Source organism: Stenotrophomonas sp. YJH_SMC_46 (assembly GCF_059370315.1).
Window position 1 is genome coordinate 77428 of record NZ_JCAFTO010000007.1, and the last position, 17079, is coordinate 94506.

At 67.7% G+C, this 17079-nt stretch carries 12 protein-coding genes and 1 riboswitch; of the genes, 6 read left to right on the forward strand and 6 right to left on the reverse strand.

Features of this window, described 5'->3' with window-relative positions; genetic code table 11:
* Window positions 1-247 precede the first annotated feature (247 nt).
* Together AC5P8C_RS19315 and AC5P8C_RS19320 are read right to left on the reverse strand one after the other, a co-directional pair.
* A complete protein-coding gene (locus AC5P8C_RS19315) occupies window positions 248-3775 on the reverse strand; it encodes a hybrid sensor histidine kinase/response regulator (protein ID WP_019660056.1) in 3528 nt (1175 codons plus the stop codon).
* 96 nt (window positions 3776-3871) lie between these two features.
* The gene (locus AC5P8C_RS19320) at window positions 3872-7417 is read right to left on the reverse strand and encodes a sensor histidine kinase (protein ID WP_495219254.1); all 3546 of its coding nucleotides are present in this window, start codon (window positions 7415-7417) and stop codon (window positions 3872-3874) included.
* Between the two features lie 164 nt (window positions 7418-7581).
* On the opposite strand from AC5P8C_RS19320, the gene AC5P8C_RS19325 reads away from it, so the two are divergent.
* Genes AC5P8C_RS19325 through AC5P8C_RS19335 form a run of 3 tightly spaced genes read left to right on the forward strand, consistent with a single transcriptional unit; the run spans window position 7582 to window position 9373 of the window.
* Complete coding sequence (locus tag AC5P8C_RS19325) at window positions 7582-8214, forward strand: YceI family protein (RefSeq protein WP_021202033.1); 633 nt, start codon at window positions 7582-7584, stop codon at window positions 8212-8214.
* A 10-nt stretch (window positions 8215-8224) separates the two neighbouring features.
* Complete coding sequence (locus tag AC5P8C_RS19330) at window positions 8225-8797, forward strand: cytochrome b (protein ID WP_495219255.1); 573 nt, start codon at window positions 8225-8227, stop codon at window positions 8795-8797.
* Window positions 8798-8800: 3 nt separating this feature from the next.
* The gene (locus tag AC5P8C_RS19335) at window positions 8801-9373 is read left to right on the forward strand and encodes a YceI family protein (RefSeq protein WP_021202032.1); all 573 of its coding nucleotides are present in this window, start codon (window positions 8801-8803) and stop codon (window positions 9371-9373) included.
* A 71-nt stretch (window positions 9374-9444) separates the two neighbouring features.
* Here AC5P8C_RS19335 and AC5P8C_RS19340 read toward each other — a convergent pair whose 3' ends face one another.
* Window positions 9445-9675, reverse strand: a complete 231-nt coding sequence (locus AC5P8C_RS19340) for a glutaredoxin family protein (protein ID WP_058981142.1) — start codon at window positions 9673-9675, stop codon at window positions 9445-9447.
* Between the two features lie 100 nt (window positions 9676-9775).
* On the opposite strand from AC5P8C_RS19340, the gene AC5P8C_RS19345 reads away from it, so the two are divergent.
* Window positions 9776-11158 (forward strand): L-serine ammonia-lyase, encoded by a 1383-nt coding sequence (locus AC5P8C_RS19345; protein ID WP_021202030.1) that lies wholly within the window; start codon window positions 9776-9778, stop codon window positions 11156-11158.
* A 203-nt stretch (window positions 11159-11361) separates the two neighbouring features.
* Entirely contained in the window at window positions 11362-12357 is a 996-nt protein-coding gene (locus AC5P8C_RS19350) for an alpha/beta fold hydrolase (RefSeq protein WP_019660062.1), read from the forward strand.
* Between the two features lie 107 nt (window positions 12358-12464).
* Here AC5P8C_RS19350 and AC5P8C_RS19355 read toward each other — a convergent pair whose 3' ends face one another.
* From AC5P8C_RS19355 to metX, 3 genes are read right to left on the reverse strand one after another with little or no spacing between them, the layout of a single operon-like run.
* Window positions 12465-13532 (reverse strand): homoserine dehydrogenase family protein, encoded by a 1068-nt coding sequence (locus tag AC5P8C_RS19355; RefSeq protein WP_021202028.1) that lies wholly within the window; start codon window positions 13530-13532, stop codon window positions 12465-12467.
* On the reverse strand, window positions 13529-14764 hold the full coding sequence (locus AC5P8C_RS19360) for an O-succinylhomoserine (thiol)-lyase (RefSeq protein WP_019660064.1): 1236 nt from the start codon (window positions 14762-14764) through the stop codon (window positions 13529-13531). The genes AC5P8C_RS19355 and AC5P8C_RS19360 overlap by 4 nt, the downstream gene beginning before the upstream one ends.
* A complete protein-coding gene (gene metX / locus AC5P8C_RS19365) occupies window positions 14761-15792 on the reverse strand; it encodes a homoserine O-succinyltransferase MetX (protein WP_019660065.1) in 1032 nt (343 codons plus the stop codon). The genes AC5P8C_RS19360 and metX overlap by 4 nt, the downstream gene beginning before the upstream one ends.
* Window positions 15793-15869: 77 nt before the next feature.
* A riboswitch (SAM riboswitch) is annotated at window positions 15870-15988 on the reverse strand.
* Window positions 15989-16134: 146 nt separating this feature from the next.
* Between metX and AC5P8C_RS19370 the strand changes: the two genes are divergently transcribed.
* Window positions 16135-17019 carry a M23 family metallopeptidase gene (locus tag AC5P8C_RS19370; RefSeq protein ID WP_346474952.1) on the forward strand — a complete coding sequence of 295 codons (885 nt, stop codon included), beginning with the start codon at window positions 16135-16137 and terminating at the stop codon, window positions 17017-17019.
* The last annotated feature ends 60 nt before the right edge of the window (window positions 17020-17079 follow it).

Below are 17079 nucleotides of genomic sequence, written 5' to 3' on the forward strand. Positions count from 1 at the left end.
GGAAAGCGCACACGAGCAAGCGGCGACCGAGCTTACATGGGTGAGGGCGCTTTGCTTGCGAAGCACTGCTTCGCAAGCGCCCGAACGCACAGCCGCCAGCGGCTGGGCCGGGCCCCGGAGGGGGACTTGCAGCGTCCCCCGTAACCGGACCCACCCCGCCATCCCACAGGAAGCCAGCTTTTGCTTCGGCTGTTGCTGTTGCTCCGGCTTGCAGCAGGTGCAGGGCCGCAGGCCCTGCCGCCGCACCCTACCGCCCCATGACCCTGGCGATCGCTTCCAGCAGCAGTTCACCGGTCACCGGCTTGCGCAGGAAACCGCCGATGCCGGCCGCTTCCACCTGCTGCTGCAGGTCCGGATCGGTCCGCGCGGTCACGGCAAGCAGCGGCAGCATGTAGCCCTGGTTGCGCAGGTGCTGGGCCAGTTCGAAACCGCTCAGGCCCGGCAGGTCCAGGTCCAGCAGGCCGACGTCGAAATCGCCGGCACTGATCTCGCGCAGCGCCGCCAGCGCATGGCCTGCATGCACCACCTCATGCCCACGCGCACTCAGCAGCCCGCGTATCACATCGGCCACGGTCGCGTCGTCTTCCACCAGCAGTACCCGCAATGGCGGCATGTTGGCCGCTTCCTGGCGGTGCGTATCACCCTCTGCCTCGGCATGGGCATCGACCACCATCGGCAACGGCAACGTCACGCCGAAGCAGGTGCCACGACCGAGCTGGCTCTCCACCTGGATCCGCCCTTGCATGGCATGCGCCAGTTCGCGGCAGATTGCCAGGCCCAGGCCACTGCCACCGTACTGTGCAGCGGTGCGTGCGCCATCGGCCTGCTCGAAGCGGCGGAAAAGGCGCTGCTGCTGTTCCTGGCTGATGCCCGGGCCGGTGTCGCGCACTTCGAAATGCAGCGATCGCAGTTCGGCGTCGCTGCGGGCGTGCAGGGTGATGGTGCCGCGGCTGGTGAACTTGACCGCATTCGAGAGCAGGTTCAACAGGATCTGCCGTACCCGCATTGCATCGCCGTTGGCCTGCAGGCCGGCGGGCAGCTGGTTGTCGAGCGTGAAACGCAGGCCCTTCTGCGCCGCCAACGGCCCCATCAGCGCGGCCAGGTCCTGCAGCAGGCTGCCCAGTGCGAACGGCTTGTGCTGCAGCTCCAGGCGGCCCGATTCGATCCGCGCCAGGTCCAGCGCATCGTTGACCAGATGCAGCAGGTGCTCGCCGGCATGGCGGATCGATTGTGTATAGCCACGCTGCTGCGGATCCAGCGGCGAGGCCAGCAGCAGCTCGCTCATACCCAGCACACCGGTCATCGGTGTACGTATCTCGTGGCCAAGATTGGCCAGGAAGCGGGTCTTGGCCGCCGACGCCTGTTCGGCCAGTTCCTGCTTGTGCAGCGCAAGCTGGTAGGCGTGGCGACGTTGCAGGCGCCGACGGTAAAGCCAGGCGAACCAGCTGGTCAGCAGCAGCGCGAACGAGGCAAGCATCAACAGGCCGGACAAGCTGCGCCACCACGGTGGCTGCACGCGGAATTCCAGGCTCTGCACACGTGACCAGACATGGTCAGCCGACCGCGCCTGCACTTCCAGCCGATAGCTGCCCGGTGCCAGCCGCGAGAACAAGCGCTCACCGGCCGGCCCCACTTCCACCCAGTCCGGGTCATAGCCGGCCAAGCGGTAACGATAGGTGTTGGACGCCGAATCGGCGAACGACAACAGGCGCGCGACGATGCGCAGATCGCGGTCGCCGTCGGCGATCTGCAACGGCGCGTCGTGGGTGAGGTCCAGCACCTGCTCGTTGCGGCGCACCTCCACCCGCTCGATCACCAGCGGCGCACGCCGCATCGACGGACGTACCTGCTTCGGGTCGAACACCACCACACCGGCCGGTGTACCTGCCACCAGATGACCGTCTGCCGACATCACCAGCGTGTGTTCGCGGAATTCCTGGCTCGGCAGGCCATCGTGCACGCCATACAGGCGCACACTCTGGCCGTCGGCCCCGATGCGCACCAGGCCACGCGCACTGGTTGCCCACGCAACCCCCTGCGCATCGACCACCAGCCCCGAGGCGGAGATCGCCGGGTAGCCCTGCTCTGCACCGATCACGGCCTGCCGCTCCAGCCGGCCCTGGCTCCAGCGGTAGCGCGACAGGCGGCCATCTTCGGACAGCCAGACTTGGCCATCGGTGCCCACGTGCAGTGCATGGATCGCGGTCGCCGGCGCACCCGGCACCGGCTGGAAACGCTCGCTTTCCGGCAGCCACTGCAGCAGGCCACGGCTGCTTGCCAGCCAGATATGGTCCTGTGGCCCGCATTCCACGTCCAGATTGAGCTGGCCCTGCTGCAATCCACGCTGGCCATTATCCAGTTGGCGCCGCAGGCGCCCATCCAGATCGCGTTGCTGAAGCCCCGACGGCAGCATCAGCCAGAGACTGTCACCATCACAGGTCATCATGGATTCGATGACTCCTTCCATGGTCGCGTCGGCGCCGGCATCCCGGCCCCAGCGGCGCAGATCACGCCGCTTCGGGTCATAGCGCAGCAGTGCGTCGTTGGAACCGATCCAGACCTGGCCGCGGCGATCCTCGCGCACCGAGGTCAGCCAGTGCATGCCGTTGACCCAGGTACGGTGCTGTTCGATGCTGCCGGTCTTCGGATCGAAGCGGTCCAGCGCGCCGTGGCTGCCGACCGTCCAGATGCCGCCATTGCTGGAGGGGCTGGTGCCCAGCACGAAGGCATTGCGCAGCGAGCGCGGGTCGTCCTCCAGCCGCGACAGCACCGAGAACTGCCACCAGCGCGGCAACAGGTGCCACAGGCCGGCATTCGTGCTGGCCAACCAGATGCCGCCCTCGCGATCCTCGTAGGCACCTGTCCAGTTCGGGCGCACCGGGCCACGTGCCACCGCGCTGTACAGGGGCACGGCCTGGTACTGGCCATCGACCGCCCGGCCGAGGCCGGTGCGGGTGTCCAGCCAGTGCCCGCCCTGCTCGTCGCGCAGCATCATGCCCAGCACCTGCTCGCCTTCGGGCAGCTTCCAGGACGGTGCCTCGAAACGACCATCGGGACGGCGCACCATGGCACCGGCCATCGTGCTGATCCAAAGGCTGCCATCGGATTCGGCCGTCAAGCCATTGATCAGCAGGCTGGGAATGATGCCGGCCCCGACCCGCTCAAAGTCCGTGCCGGTCCAGCGCGCGACGCCATGCTTGGTGCCGATCCACAGGCTGCCGTCAGCCAGGGTGGCCAGGTACGGCACCGATGCCGCCGGCAGGCTGCGCGGGTTGTTCGCTTCAGGCAGGAAGCGCTGCAACCGGTCCTGGTTGTCCAGGCGGTACAGACCACCTTCGTGGGTGCCGAACCAGACCGAACCATCCGGCGTGGTGGCCAGGCTCCAGACCGTGTTGGTGCCCATCAACGGCTGGCTGCTGCGGTCGTAGAAGTGCAGCTGGCGGCGATCGGCCGACATCCGTACAAGGCCGGCGTTCTCGGTGCCGATCCAGAGCTGGTTGCGGGCATCGACCAGCACCGTCCAGATGCGGTTGTCGCGCAGGCCGTCTTCCGAGCGCCAGATCCGGTAGTTGCGCCCGTCGTAGCGGGCCAGGCCGTCATTGGTAGCGATCCAGAGGTAACCGTAACGATCCTCGGCCATGCGGTTCACGGTGTTGGACGGCAAGCCGTCGAACACCGTCACCTGGCGCGGGTTCGGTGGCACCGGCTGCGCCGCAGCGGGTGACAGGCCGCACAGGAGGACCAGCAGCAGCATCGCCGCCCGCAGATACACCACCGATTGCCTCCTCACGCTGCTTCTGATGATTCCCGCACTACGGGCGTCGGCATGGTAAACCGAAAGTCGCGACGTTCACGCCCGGCGCTGGCGCATTCAAAGGGCGGTTTGTCGTTTTGCGCGCGCCTGGGCAATGGCAGTCACCAGCATGTCACCGGTCACCGGCTTGCGCAGGAAGCCATCGAACCCAGCCGCCAGGACCTGGGTCTCGGCGTAGGCGTCGGACCGTGCAGTGACCGCCACCAAGGGAAGTTCATAGCCCATGGTGCGCAGCTGCCGGGCGATGGCGGTGCCGTCCAGCGCCGGCAGATCCAGATCAAGCAGGCCCACGTCAAAGCCATCGGTGGCGATCTCCGATAGCGCGCCCAAACCATGCAGCACGTGCACCACGTCGTGGCCACGGCCACGCAGCAGGCCGGCGATGACCTCGGCCACGGTCGCGTCATCCTCCACCAGCAGGATGCGCAGTGGCGGCAGCATCGGCAGTACCGGCAATTCGCCCGGCGCATTGGCGGCCTGCCGGTTCCAGGGCAGCGGCAGCCATACCCGGAAGCGGGCGCCCTTGCCCGGCTGGCTGTCCACTTCAATGCGCCCGTTCATGGCCACGGCCAGCTCCTGGCAGATCGCCAGGCCCAGCCCGCTGCCGCCATAGCGCGACGCGGTGCGCGGGCCATCGGCCTGTTCGAAGCGATGGAACAGGCGGTCCTGCTGCTCGGCGTTGATGCCCGGGCCGGTGTCATGCACTTCGAAGCAGAGGCCGCCACCGTTGTCTTCCAGCCGCACGGCCAGGCCGACGTGCCCGCGCTCGGTGAACTTGATTGCATTGCCCAGCAGATTGAGCAGGATCTGCCGCACGCGCATCTCGTCGCCACTGACGCTGATCGGCCCAGGTGGAATGTCCCCACGGCGGAACTCCAGATTGCGCTGCGTTGCCATCGGCTGCATCAACGCCTGCACCTGGTCGAGCAGGCTGGCCAGATCGAACGGGCGCAGGTCCAGCTCCAGCCGGCCGGCCTCGATGCGGGCCAGATCCAGCGCGTCATTGACCAGCCGCAGCAGGTGGCTGCCCGCCTGCTGGATCGAGCCTGCATAGCTGCGCTGCACTGGATCCAGCGGGGTGGCCAGCAGCAGTTCGCTCATGCCGAGCACGCCGGTCATCGGCGTGCGCACCTCATGGCCCAGCGTGGCCAGGAACCGGCTCTTGGCCTGTGATGCCTGCTCCGCCAGCTGCTGCTTGTGCACGGTCAACTGCCATTGCTGGCGGCGGCGCAGCCGCGCACGGATCGACCACACCACGATGAGCAGCAGCAACGAGCCGATCAGCAGGTAGCCGAAGATCGCCATGCCGCTGCGCCACCAGGGTGGCAAAACCTTTACCTGCAGCCGCTGCGAAGGTGTCCAGGCGCCACTGGCCGTCGCCGCCTGGACTTCAATGACGTAGCTGCCGGTCGGCAGCCGCGACAGCGTGCGTTGGCCGTCACCGCCCTGCTCCACCCAGTTCTGGTCGTAGCCCTGCACCCGGAAGCGGTAGCGGTTGCCCTGCGGGTTGGCATAGGAAAGCAGCCGCGCATCAATCTGCAGGTCACGGTCATCCGGCCCCAGCAACAACGTGCCGCTGGTCGGCAGCGGTTGCCAGCCACGGGCATCATCGCGCCGCACGCGGACCTCGGCGATCACCAGTGACGAAGGCGGCAGCGTGGTATCGGCGGCATTCACATCGAACTCGACCAGGCCGGTCTGGGCCACCGCCAGCACGCGACCGTCGGCATTCACCGCCGGCGGCCGGCTGGTGAACTCGGCGTCCGGCAGGCCATCGCGTTCGTTGAACTGCTGCAGGCGGCGCGCTTTCGGATCCCATCGCAGCAGGCCACGTGGCGTGGTCGCCCACAGGCGGCCGTCTTCGGCCAACGCCAGCCCCCCCATGCTCACCGGCGGCACGCCCGCACTGCCATCAATGCGCTGGATCAGGCGCAGGCTCATGCCATCCCACTGATAGCGCTCGAGCGCACCTTGCCGGGCCAGCCACAGCTGCTGCGGATCGACCCACACCAGGTCATAGATCAGCCCGCGCGAAACGCCCGGCACCGCTTCGAAGCGCCCGGCCTGTTCACGCCAGATCCCCATGTCGCCCATCACCCAGGCCTTGCCCTGGGCATCGAAGCGGATCTGCTCAATCGGTGAATCGGCCGTCTTGCGGAAATCCTCCAGCGGGTAGCTGCGCAGTATGCGGCCGTCGGCACTGCGTTGCTGCAGGCCGAGGTTCATCACCGACAGCCAGACCGTGCCATCGGGGGCCTGCCGCATCAGATCGACGCGCTGGCGCAGGTCCGCGCCCCCGTCGATACGCCAATCGTGCAACGCGCCGGTGGCCGGGTCGTACACGCTGATGCGGCCGGCACGCCCCAGCCACAGGCGCCCGTCCGGCCGCGGCAGCACCGACCACACCGCCCCGCTGCCAATCTCGCGATCGCTGGCCAGCAACCGCAGGGTCCCCTGCGCATCCAGCTGGTACACGCCATGTGCCGAGCCAACGTAGTAGTTCTGGCCATCGCTGGCTGCACTCAACAGGTACTGGCTGTCCAGCGGCTTGCCGTCAAGCTGGTTCCAGATCGAAAACCGGCGCCAGTCCGGGGGCAGGTAGGCCAGGCCCTGGGTCAGCAGCGCCACCCACAATCCGCCCTCGTGGTCCTGCAGCAGATCGAGCACACCACTCTGGGCAGTGAGGAAACCACTGCCGCGGTCGCCATCGAGCCGCCGCAGCATGCTGGCATCTCCACGCAACAGGCCATCGGAGGTGCCTGCCCAGTAACCGCCCTGGCGATCAGCCAGCACCAGCGCCGAACGCAGGCGCGCACTGTCGGCCCAGCGTGGACGACTGACCCGGTCCTGCGGGTCGATACGGTAGAGGCCGTCATTCTGGCTGCCGGCCCAGATCGAGCCGTCGGGGTCGCGGCTCAGGCGCAACACGCTCAGCGCCCCCAGTTCGCGCGGTGCGACAGCCTCGAACCCAGTCCCGTTCCAGCGCGCAATGCCCGCCTCGGTGCCGATCCAAAGGCGTCCCTGCGCATCGACCAGGCTGCTGTAGATGGTATTGCTGGGCAATCCCTCGGGACGGGCCGGATCATGCTCGAAGAAGCGCAGGCTGCCATCTTCACCGAAACGGCAGACGCCATGGCCGCTGGTGCCGATCCACAGTGCATCCTCGGCGTAGGCCAGCGTCCAGAACTGGCTCATGCAGGGGCCGTTGACGGTATCAAAGGTCTTGAAGCGTTCGCGGTCGGCATCCAGCCGGGCCACGCCCTTGCCATTGATGCCGACCCAGACGCGGTCCAGGGGATCGACCAGCAGGGTCTCGATTTCGTTGCCGGGCAGCGAGCCCGGCTGCTCCGGATCATGTTCCCACACCCGCAGGTTGCCACCGTCATAGCGCACCAGGCCACCATCGGTGGCGGCCCAGACATGGCCCTGGCGATCCTCGGCCAGCGCCAGCACCATGCGCGAGGGCATGCCTTCGGCGGCACCGAAACGGCGCAGCCGCGGTGTCTCGGCCATGTCCGGGGCCGCAGCCGCCGCGGCAAATGCCATCAGCAGCAGCCCCATTCCCGCGATGCCCCGGCGCCACAGGCGCCAACCGCTCGTCATCCTGAACCCCCTGTCCTGCCCCGATTGTCACACAGCGCCGGGTTCATGGCTGCAACAGGCTGTTTCCACCGGTGGACCCACCACGAACTGTTGCAGCCATGCACGCAACGTTGGCGGGGGGCTGTGCGTATGATCGCAACGTCCCCTTCCGGAGCCCGCCATCGATGCGTCCCTGCCTGGCCCTGCTGCCGATGCTGCTCGCCACCGCTCCCGCCTGGGCCGATGCGGATACCTATCGCCTCGATCCGGTGCATACCCGTGTGCTGTTCACCATCGACCACGCCGGTTACTCGCAGGCGATGGGCACGGTCTCCGGCAGTGAAGGACGCCTGCAGTTCGATCCCGACAACTGGCGCGAAGCCACACTGGACGTCGAGGTTCCCGTGTCGCGATTGGACCTTGGTGATGCCAAATGGAACCAGGCCACGCTGGCGCGCAGCCTGCTGGATGGTGAGCGCTTCCCGAAGGCACACTTTGTCTCCAGCCGGGTCGAACCGATCGATGCAAGGCGCGCCCACGTGATCGGCACCCTGACCCTGCGCGGGGTCAGCCAGGAGATCACGCTGGACGTGACCCTCAACGCCATCAAGCGCTACCCCCTGCCCCCATTCCGACGCACCGCCGGTTTCTCGGCCAGCACCACGCTGAGCCGACGCGCGTTCGGCATCACCGCCTGGCCGGGCGTCATCGGTGATGCAGTGCAGTTGAGGATCGAGGCTGAAGCCACCCTCGACCGCAGCGACGCCCCGGGAACTCCCGCTCCCGTTCCGCACTCCGACCCCAAGATGGCCCGCTAGAGGACCTTTCATGACCGCCAAGAACACCCCCGCCGCCTGGGGGAGTGTCAGCCAGATCCTGCATTGGTTGATCGCACTGCTGATCCTCGCCCTGGGCGTGGTCGGCCTGACCATGGGCGAGCTGCCCAAGACCCCCAAGTATTTCTGGGTCTATACCGCGCACAAGTCGATCGGCATCACGGTGCTGGCGCTGGTGCTGTTGCGCCTGGGCTGGCGCCTGTATGCCGGTGCGCCGAAGCCGGTGCCGGGCGTGCCCAGCTGGCAGGAACGCATCGCCAGCGCCACCCACGTGCTGCTGTATGTGCTGATGTTCGCCATCCCCCTGTCGGGCTGGCTGTACGACTCGGCCAGCGGCCTGCGCCCGTTCCGCTGGTTCAGCCTGGTGGATGTGCCCAAGCTGAGCGGACCCGACCCGCAGGTTGTCGCGGTGTCACATGCCATCCACGAATACGGCTTCTGGCTCTTGATCGCGGTGGTACTGGCCCATGCCGGTGCCGCCTTCTACCACCACCTGTTCCAGCGCGATGCGACCCTGTCCCGCATGTTGCCGCGCGGCTGGCTTGCCTCCCCTCAGAAGGACTGACCGATGAACCTGAAACTGACCACTCCGGCCGCCGTGGCCGCCGCCCTGGCCGGCATGCTGGCTACCGCCCCGGCGCTCGCTGCCGACTATGCGCAGGCCCCCGGCGCCGGCTCGATCCTGGTGTTCGCGACCAAGTACGACGGCGAGGTGTTCACCGGCAGCTTCCCGGGCTTCGCCACCAAGCTCAGCTTCGACCCGGCCAATCCGGCCGCCGGCTCGCTGGACGTGGTGATCCCGCTGGCCGGTGCCAAGAGTGGCAACAGCGACCGCGACTCGACCCTGCAGGGTGCCGACTTCTTCAACGTCGGCAAGTTCGCCACTGCGCGCTACACCGCCAAAGGCTTCCGCGCGGTCGGCAACGACCAGTTCGCCGCCGATGGCACCCTCGAGCTGCGTGGCGTCAGCAAGCCGGTCACCCTCACCTTCACCTGGAAGCCGGGCACCCAGCCGGTGCTGACCGGCAAGGCCACGGTCAAGCGCCTGGACTTCGGCGTCGGCGGTGGCGACTGGGCCGATACCAAGACCATCCCGGATGAGACCGCGATCAGCACGATCGTGAAGTTCGACGCGAAATAACACGCCTCCGGTAGTGCCGGCCGCTGGCCGGCATCACCGGGAACAGAGGGGTTGCCGGCCAGCGGCCGGCACTACCGATCGACGGCCAGCCAGGCCTGCACCGTGGCCGCGTCGAACGGCCAGTCCAGCTCGCGGTCATCGCGCTCGTCGCGGAGCACCGGCACGCGCGCGCCGTAGCGCGATTCCAGCGCCGGCTGGTCATCCAGGAACACCGATTCGAACTCCGGCGCCCGCGCCTTGGCCAGTTCGGCCAGGGCCATGTCGCACAGGTGGCAATCGTCACGCTGGAACAGAGTCAACACCGGTTTTGCTCCCTCTGCCGAAATGCTGCGCCGCAGCCATGGAAGTGCGGCGTGAGCCGCTAGAATAGCGGTCTCTTCCGGTACCCGCAGTACGGCATCCATGGCTGTCAGCACGTTCGACGTTTTCAAGATCGGCATTGGCCCGAGTTCCTCGCACACCGTCGGGCCGATGAAGGCCGCCGAGCGATTCATCCATCGCTGGCTGCTCGATCCGGGCCGCCTGCCCGAGGTCGCGCGCATCCGCGCCGATGTCTATGGCTCGCTGGCGCTGACCGGCCGCGGCCACGGCACCGACAAGGCGATCCTGCTCGGCCTGGAAGGCCAGCGCCCGAACCTGATCGACCCGGACATCATTCCGGCTACGCTCGAGCGCATCCGCAGCAGCAAGCGCATCCAGCTGATGGGCCAGCACGAGATCGCTTTCGACGAGAAGCGCGACCTGGGCATGAACAAGCGCCAGAAGCTGCCGTACCACACCAACGGCATGCGCTTCACCGCCTACAACGCCGAGGACGAAGTAATCGCTACCCGCGATTACTACTCCGTCGGCGGCGGCTTCGTGGTCAACCAGGACGACGCGGCCGACGACCGGATCGTGCCCGATGAGACCCCGTTGCCCTACCCGTTCAAGAGCGGCGACGAGCTGCTGGCGCAGACCGCACGCAGCGGCCTGAGCATTGCCCAGCTGATGTTCGAGAACGAGAAGTGCTGGCGCAGCGAAGACGAGATTCGCGCCCAGCTGCGCGAGATCTGGAGCGCAATGCAGTCTTGCGTGGCGCGCGGTATCCGCGAGGAAGGCGTGCTGCCGGGTGGCCTGAAGGTGGGCCGTCGTGCGCCGGCGCTGTACCGCGAGCTGTCGTCGAAGCCGGAAGCGGCAATGCGCGATCCGCTGACCACGCTGGACTGGGTCAATCTGTACGCACTGGCGGTGAACGAAGAAAATGCCGCCGGTGGCCGTGTGGTAACCGCGCCGACCAACGGTGCCGCCGGCGTGCTGCCGGCGGTGCTGCATTACTTCGACCGTTTCTGCCCCGGCGCCAATGAGCAGCGCGTATTCGACTTCCTGCTGACCTCGGCAGCGATCGGCATCCTGTACAAGGAAAACGCCTCGATCTCGGGCGCCGAAGTGGGTTGCCAGGGCGAAGTGGGCGTGGCCTGCTCGATGGCCGCCGGTGGCCTGGTCGCGGCACTGGGTGGCAATCCCAGCCAGATCGAGAATGCCGCGGAAATCGGCATGGAGCACAACCTCGGCCTGACCTGCGACCCGATTGGCGGCCTGGTGCAGATCCCCTGCATCGAACGCAACGCGATGGGTGCGGTGAAGGCGATCAATGCCTCGCGCATGGCGATGCGCGGCGACGGCAAGCACAAGGTGTCGCTGGACAAGGTGATCAAGACCATGCGCGATACCGGCCGCGACATGCAGGACAAGTACAAGGAAACCAGCCGCGGTGGCCTGGCGGTGAACGTCATCGAGTGTTGAGGTCGACCGGGCCCGGCGCGATGGCGCCGGGCCGCAGGTAGAGTCGACTGTCAGTCGACTATCGCGCGCAGCGCGGGATGTTCGCGGTCTGATCAAAGAGTAGTCGACTGACAGTCGACTCTACCCCGTTGTCCCTGGCCGGTCGGACGACACCATCACTGCGTTGCGGTTAGGCTCGGGGCTCCCCTGCCCAGGACTGCCCCATGCGCGTGATCGCTACCGCCCTGCTTGCCTGCCTTCCGCTGTCCGCCCTCGCCGCGCCCAGCTATGGGCCGCGCCTGGAGGGCTTCGACTACGGCTATCCAGTGAAGACCTTCGCGCTGGAATCGCAGCGACAGCCGCTGGAGATGGCCTACCTGGACATCGCGCCGAAGAAGGCGCCCATCGGCGTGGTGGTGCTGCTGCATGGCAAGAATTTCTGCGCGGCCACCTGGAAGGAATCGATCAAGCCCCTGGTTGCCGCCGGCTACCGGGTGATCGCCCCGGACCAGGTGGGTTTCTGCAAATCCAGCAAGCCCGAGCGCTACCAGTACAGCTTCGCGCAGCTGGCCGCCAACACCCATGCGTTGCTGCAGCAACTGCAGCTGGGTGATGTGCCGGTGCACCTGGTCGGTCATTCGATGGGTGGCATGCTGGCAGTGCGCTACGCGCTGATGTTCCCACAGGACCTGCGCAGCCTGGCACTGGTCAACCCGATCGGGCTGGAGGACTGGAAGGCGCTGGGCGTGCCATGGCGCAGCGTGGACGCGTGGTACGCCGGCGAAATGAATATCAGCTATGACAGCATCCGCCGCTACCAGCTGGACGTGTACTACGACGGCAAATGGAAGCCGGCCTACGAGCCGTGGGCGCGGATGCAGTCAGGCATGTATGAAGGGCCGGGCAAGCAGGCCGTTGCATGGAGCCAGGCCCTGGCCTCGGACATGGTGTTCAACCAGCCGGTGGTGTACGAACTGAAGAACCTGCAGGTACCCACCACGTTGTTCATCGGCCAGAAGGACCGTACCGCGATCGGCCGTGACCTGGCGCCGCCGACGGTGAAGGCGACGCTGGGCAACTATCCGGCACTCGGCAGAGCGGCAGCCGCGGCAATTCCGGGCGCGACGCTGATCGAGTTCGCCGAACTGGGCCATTCGCCACAGGTGCAGGACCCGAAGCAGTTCAACAGCGCGCTGTTGAAGGCGTTGAAGTCGCGCTGACCGGCAAGCGTGCCCCTGTAGAGCCGAGCCCACGCTCGGCTCATGCGGCAAGATGGGGATTCTGCCAGGAGCAGCGGGGCGTGGGCTCGGCTACAGGAGCGGTGCGATCAGCCGACGATCCGCAACACATCATCCAGCAGCGCGGCCGCAGTCACTTCCGCACCCGCGCCCGGCCCCTGGATCAACAGCGGCTGCAGGCGATAGCGATCACTATGGATGGCGACGCGGTTGTCGGTGCCCGCGCCCTGCGCCAAGGGATGGTCGGCCGGAAGCTCACGCAGGCCCACCTGTGCACCCTCGGCATCAACGCGGCCAACGAAACGCAGCACACGACCATTGTCGCGCGCCTGCTGCCAGCGCGCCTGCAACGGCGCATCCAGCTGCTCGAGCGCCGCCACCGCATCCTCCAGCGGCAGCGCTGCCAGCGCTTCAGGCACCAGTGAATCCACCTCTACCTGCGACGCATCCAGCGCCAGCCCGCTGCTGCGGGCCAGGATCAGCAGCTTGCGCCGCACGTCCTCGCCGGACAGGTCAAGTCGCGGATCCGGCTCGGTGTAGCCGGCCGCCAGCGCCTCGCGCACCGCCGCCGAGAACGGCGACTTGCCGTCATAGCGATGGAACAGCCACGCCAGCGAACCGGACAGCACGCCCTCGATGGCATGGATGTGATCACCACCGGCCAGCAGCGCACGCAGGCTGCTCAACAGTGGCAGGCCGGCGCCGACGGTAGCGCTGTCGCCGTAGCGCGCACCCGTGTCTGCGCAACGCTCGGCAATGGCCTGCGCGCGTGCCAGCTGCGCACCACGCCCCAGCTTGTTGGCAGTGACCACGTGCACGCCGCGCGCCAGCCACTGTACGTGGCGCGCGGCTACGTCTTCGCTGGCGGTGGCGTCGACCACCACGTCGCCACGCTCCAGTCCTTCGGCACTCGCCCACGGTGGCGAACTCTGGCCATCGCGCGGTGCACGCCGTGCCAGTTCCAGCGGCACCGCCAGGTCACGATCGATCTCCAACGCAGTGCGTGAATTGGCCAGCCACTGCACGCTGGGCAGTTCCAGCCCACGTGCCTGCAACGCCTGGTAGCGCTGTACGAAGGCCGAGCCGACCGTGCCGGTGCCAAGCAGCGCCAGTCGTCCCACGCCCAGAGCAGGAATCTCTGCGGCGAGCGCGCTCATGCATCCACCGCCTGTTTGCGGCGCGCAGCCGCATCAATCACCGCTTCGGCACGCTGCAGAGCGGCGCCGAGATCGGCCAACAGGTCACGCTCGGCCTCGATGCCGACCGACAGGCGCAGCAGGCCTTCGCTGATGCCGGCAGCGGCTCGCGCTTCGGCGCTCATCGCGGCGTGGGTCATGGTGGCCGGATGCGCGATCAGGCTTTCGACGCCGCCCAGTGATTCGGCCAGCGTGAAACAGCGCAGGCCATCGACGAATGCACGCACTGCGGCATGCGGATCGTCGCCTTCGCAGTCGGCCAGTTCGAACGAGAGCATCGCACCGAAACCACTCTGCTGGCGCGTGGCGATGCTGTGGCCTGGGTGATCGGCCAGCCCCGGGTAATAGACGCGGCCGACCGCCGGATGCTGGTCCAGCAGGGCAACGATCGACGCGGTGTTCTCCTGGTGCACGCGCAGGCGCGCATCCAGCGTGCGCAGGCCGCGCAGGGTCAGGAAGGCATCGAACGGTGAACCCGTCAGGCCCAGCGCGTTGCCCCACCACACCAGCTGCTCGTGCAGTGCCGGATCACGCGCGACCACTGCCCCGCCCACCACATCGCTGTGGCCGTTGATGTACTTGGTGGTGGAGTGCAGCACCAGGTCCGCACCGAACGACAGCGGTTGCTGCAGCGCTGGCGACAGGAACGTGTTGTCGACCACCACGAGTGCGCCGGCCTTGTGCGCGGCATCGATGACGAAGCGCAGGTCGGTGATGCGCAGCAGCGGGTTGGACGGCGTTTCGACCAGCACCAGCTTCGGCTGGGTGGCCAACGCCTGCGCCAGTGCACGCGGATCGGTCAGGTCGGCGGTGACCAGTTCAAAGAGGCCCTTCCTGGCCAGCGCATTGAACAGGCGCCAGCTGCCGCCGTACGCATCGTGCGGCACCACCAGGGTATCGCCCGGCTGCAGCAGTGCGTTCAGCACCAGGTTGATCGCGCCCATGCCGGTCGCCGTGATGACGCCACCGGCGCCGCCCTCCAGTTCCGCCAGCGCCTCGCCCAACAGGTCGCGGGTCGGGTTGCCACTGCGCGTGTAGTCGTACTGGCGCTTGTTGCCGAAACCTTCAAAGCTGAAGTTCGACGACAGCACGATCGGCGGCGTGACCGCGCCATGCGCAGTGTCCCGATCGATGCCGGCACGGACAGCGGCAGTGGTGCGGCTACAGGACGGCTCGTTGGCGTGCAGGCTCATGCGGACTCTCCAGAAGTACGGAAGGCGGTGGCGAGGATCGCGTCAATGCGATCGGTTTCTTTGAGGAAGGCGTCGTGGCCATAGGGCGAGCGCAGAACGCGCAGGCTGCCGCGCGGGCCCAGCCCTTCGACCAGGCCGACCAGGTCGGCCAGCGGCACCAGGCGGTCGCCCTCCACGGCCACCACCACGGTCGGCGGCAGGATCGCGGCCGGGTCGACGCGGTGCAGATCGATCGATTCGGACAGGCGCAGGTAAGCGGTCACCGGCGTGCGCGCGACGTACTGCGCGCCGGCCGCGTCGAGATAGTCTTCGGCAGCCACGCGCACGCGGCCATTGATCACTTCCGGTGCGGCATCGAAGCGCTCGCCGAATTCTTCCGGGGTACGGTAGCTGAGCATGGCAAACTGCCGCGCCAGGGCCAGGCCGTGGTCTTCGCCGCACTGCAGCTGGCCCAGCGCGACCGCGCGACGCTGCAATGCGCGCCAGGCGGCGGCATAAGGGTGCGGACGATGCGCACCGCTGGCCAGCACCAACTGGCGCACGCGGGCACGATGCCGGATCGCGAACTGCTGGCCGACCAGCGCGCCATACGAATAGCCGACGAAGGCTTTCAGCGCGCGAATGCCGAGATGATCCAGCACCAGCGCCAATGCGTCGGCCTGATCGGCGGTATCGATCGGCACGTCCAGCGCACCGTCGGCACCGACGAAATCGACGGCCAGCACGCGCAGCAGCTGCGGATCCAGCGCGCGCCCGCTGCCGACCAGGCCTTCGGCCCAGCCCTTCTCGCTGAACTGTGCATTGGACGCCACGTGGCGATGGGCGGAAATGCCACCGGCCAGTACCACCACCGGCGCATTGGCCGGGCCGACCCATTCATAGCGCAGGCGCACCGGACTGGGACCTGCGTGACGCATCGACAACACTGCGGCGAACTCGCCGCGCTCGGCATGCACGCGGTCTGCGACCGGCACGCTGACGGGGACAAAGGGTTCGGGGCGAATGGCGGTGCTGGCGGCGAAGCTCATGGCGGGATCCGGTTGGGGAATCGGCCATCGAGCCTTCGCGGGGCCCGCGTTCGAGATGCACGTGCGGTGCATGGTTCGAACCATCTTTCGGTGGACGCCACGGTCCCCGCAGGATTTGGCACCTACGCAGACGCTTGCGCGCCTGCGGGCTGCCCCGGCTTCAAAGGGCCTGTCCCTCTGCCGGTCTCGATGGTGGAGTCACGATGCCAGCCCTTTCCGGCACTGTCAATCCCTTCATGCGGATAAAGCGATAGATATTCCAGGGTCACTCTGCGAGAGCCGTCCCGGTCGCCTCGTTCAGGATCGGGTACAGTCCCGGCGGTCCTCTCGCTGGAAACCCCGATGCCGCGCCTGCCCCTGTCCTGCCTGCTGTTGCCTCTGCTGGCGAGCGCGACCGTACACGCCGGCGACTGGCGCCAGGGCTGGGGACTGGCTCCCCCTTCCGCCCGTACCACCCGCGCAGGCAGTGCCGAGGGCGCCGCCCCCATGGCCCAGTTGCGCCTGCAGCCGGTCGGTACGCAATGGCAGGCGCGGATCGACAACGGGCTGGCAGGGCCGCTGCAGATCCAGCTGCGCGCCGCCCCCGGACACCCGGTCGAAGGCCTCCCGGTCGAGTCGCTGATCCAGGGCGACAGCAGCCTGGTGGTCGGCCACCTGCCCGCCCCGATCGATGGCCGCATGCTGGATCTGCGACTGCAGTCGGTGCCGGGCAACCCGGCCGCACAGGCCGAAGATGTCGCCTATCGCCTGCCGTTCGATGCGGCCCGCCTGCGTGTGGACCAGGCTCCGCAGGGGCGATTCAGCCATGACGACGAGGAGAACCGCGACGCGGTCGACTTCGCACTGCCGGAGGGCACCCTGGTGCTGGCCGCGCGCGAGGGCACGGTGATGCAGATCCAGGATGGCTTCCGTGGCAATGGCCAGGACCGCGTGCGCGATGGTGCCCGTGCCAATTTCATCCGCGTGCTGCACAGCGACGGCAGCATGGCCCTGTACGGCCACCTCCAGGACGGCGGCATGCGCGTGCGCCGCGGCCAGGCGGTGGGAGCCGGGCAACCGATCGGCCTGTCCGGCAACAGCGGCTACAGCACTGCGCCGCACCTGCACTTCGTGGTGCAGGTCAACCGCGGCATGGGCCTGCGCTCGGTGCCGGTGCGCATCTTCGCCGGGCAGGGACAGCTGCAGTTCGCCCGCCAGGGCGAAGCAGACGGCGGTACCGGGCGCTGACCGGCCCCGGCCGGTATAATCGGGCGCTTATCTCTTTGAATAGCGCCCCGGGCGGGCGCC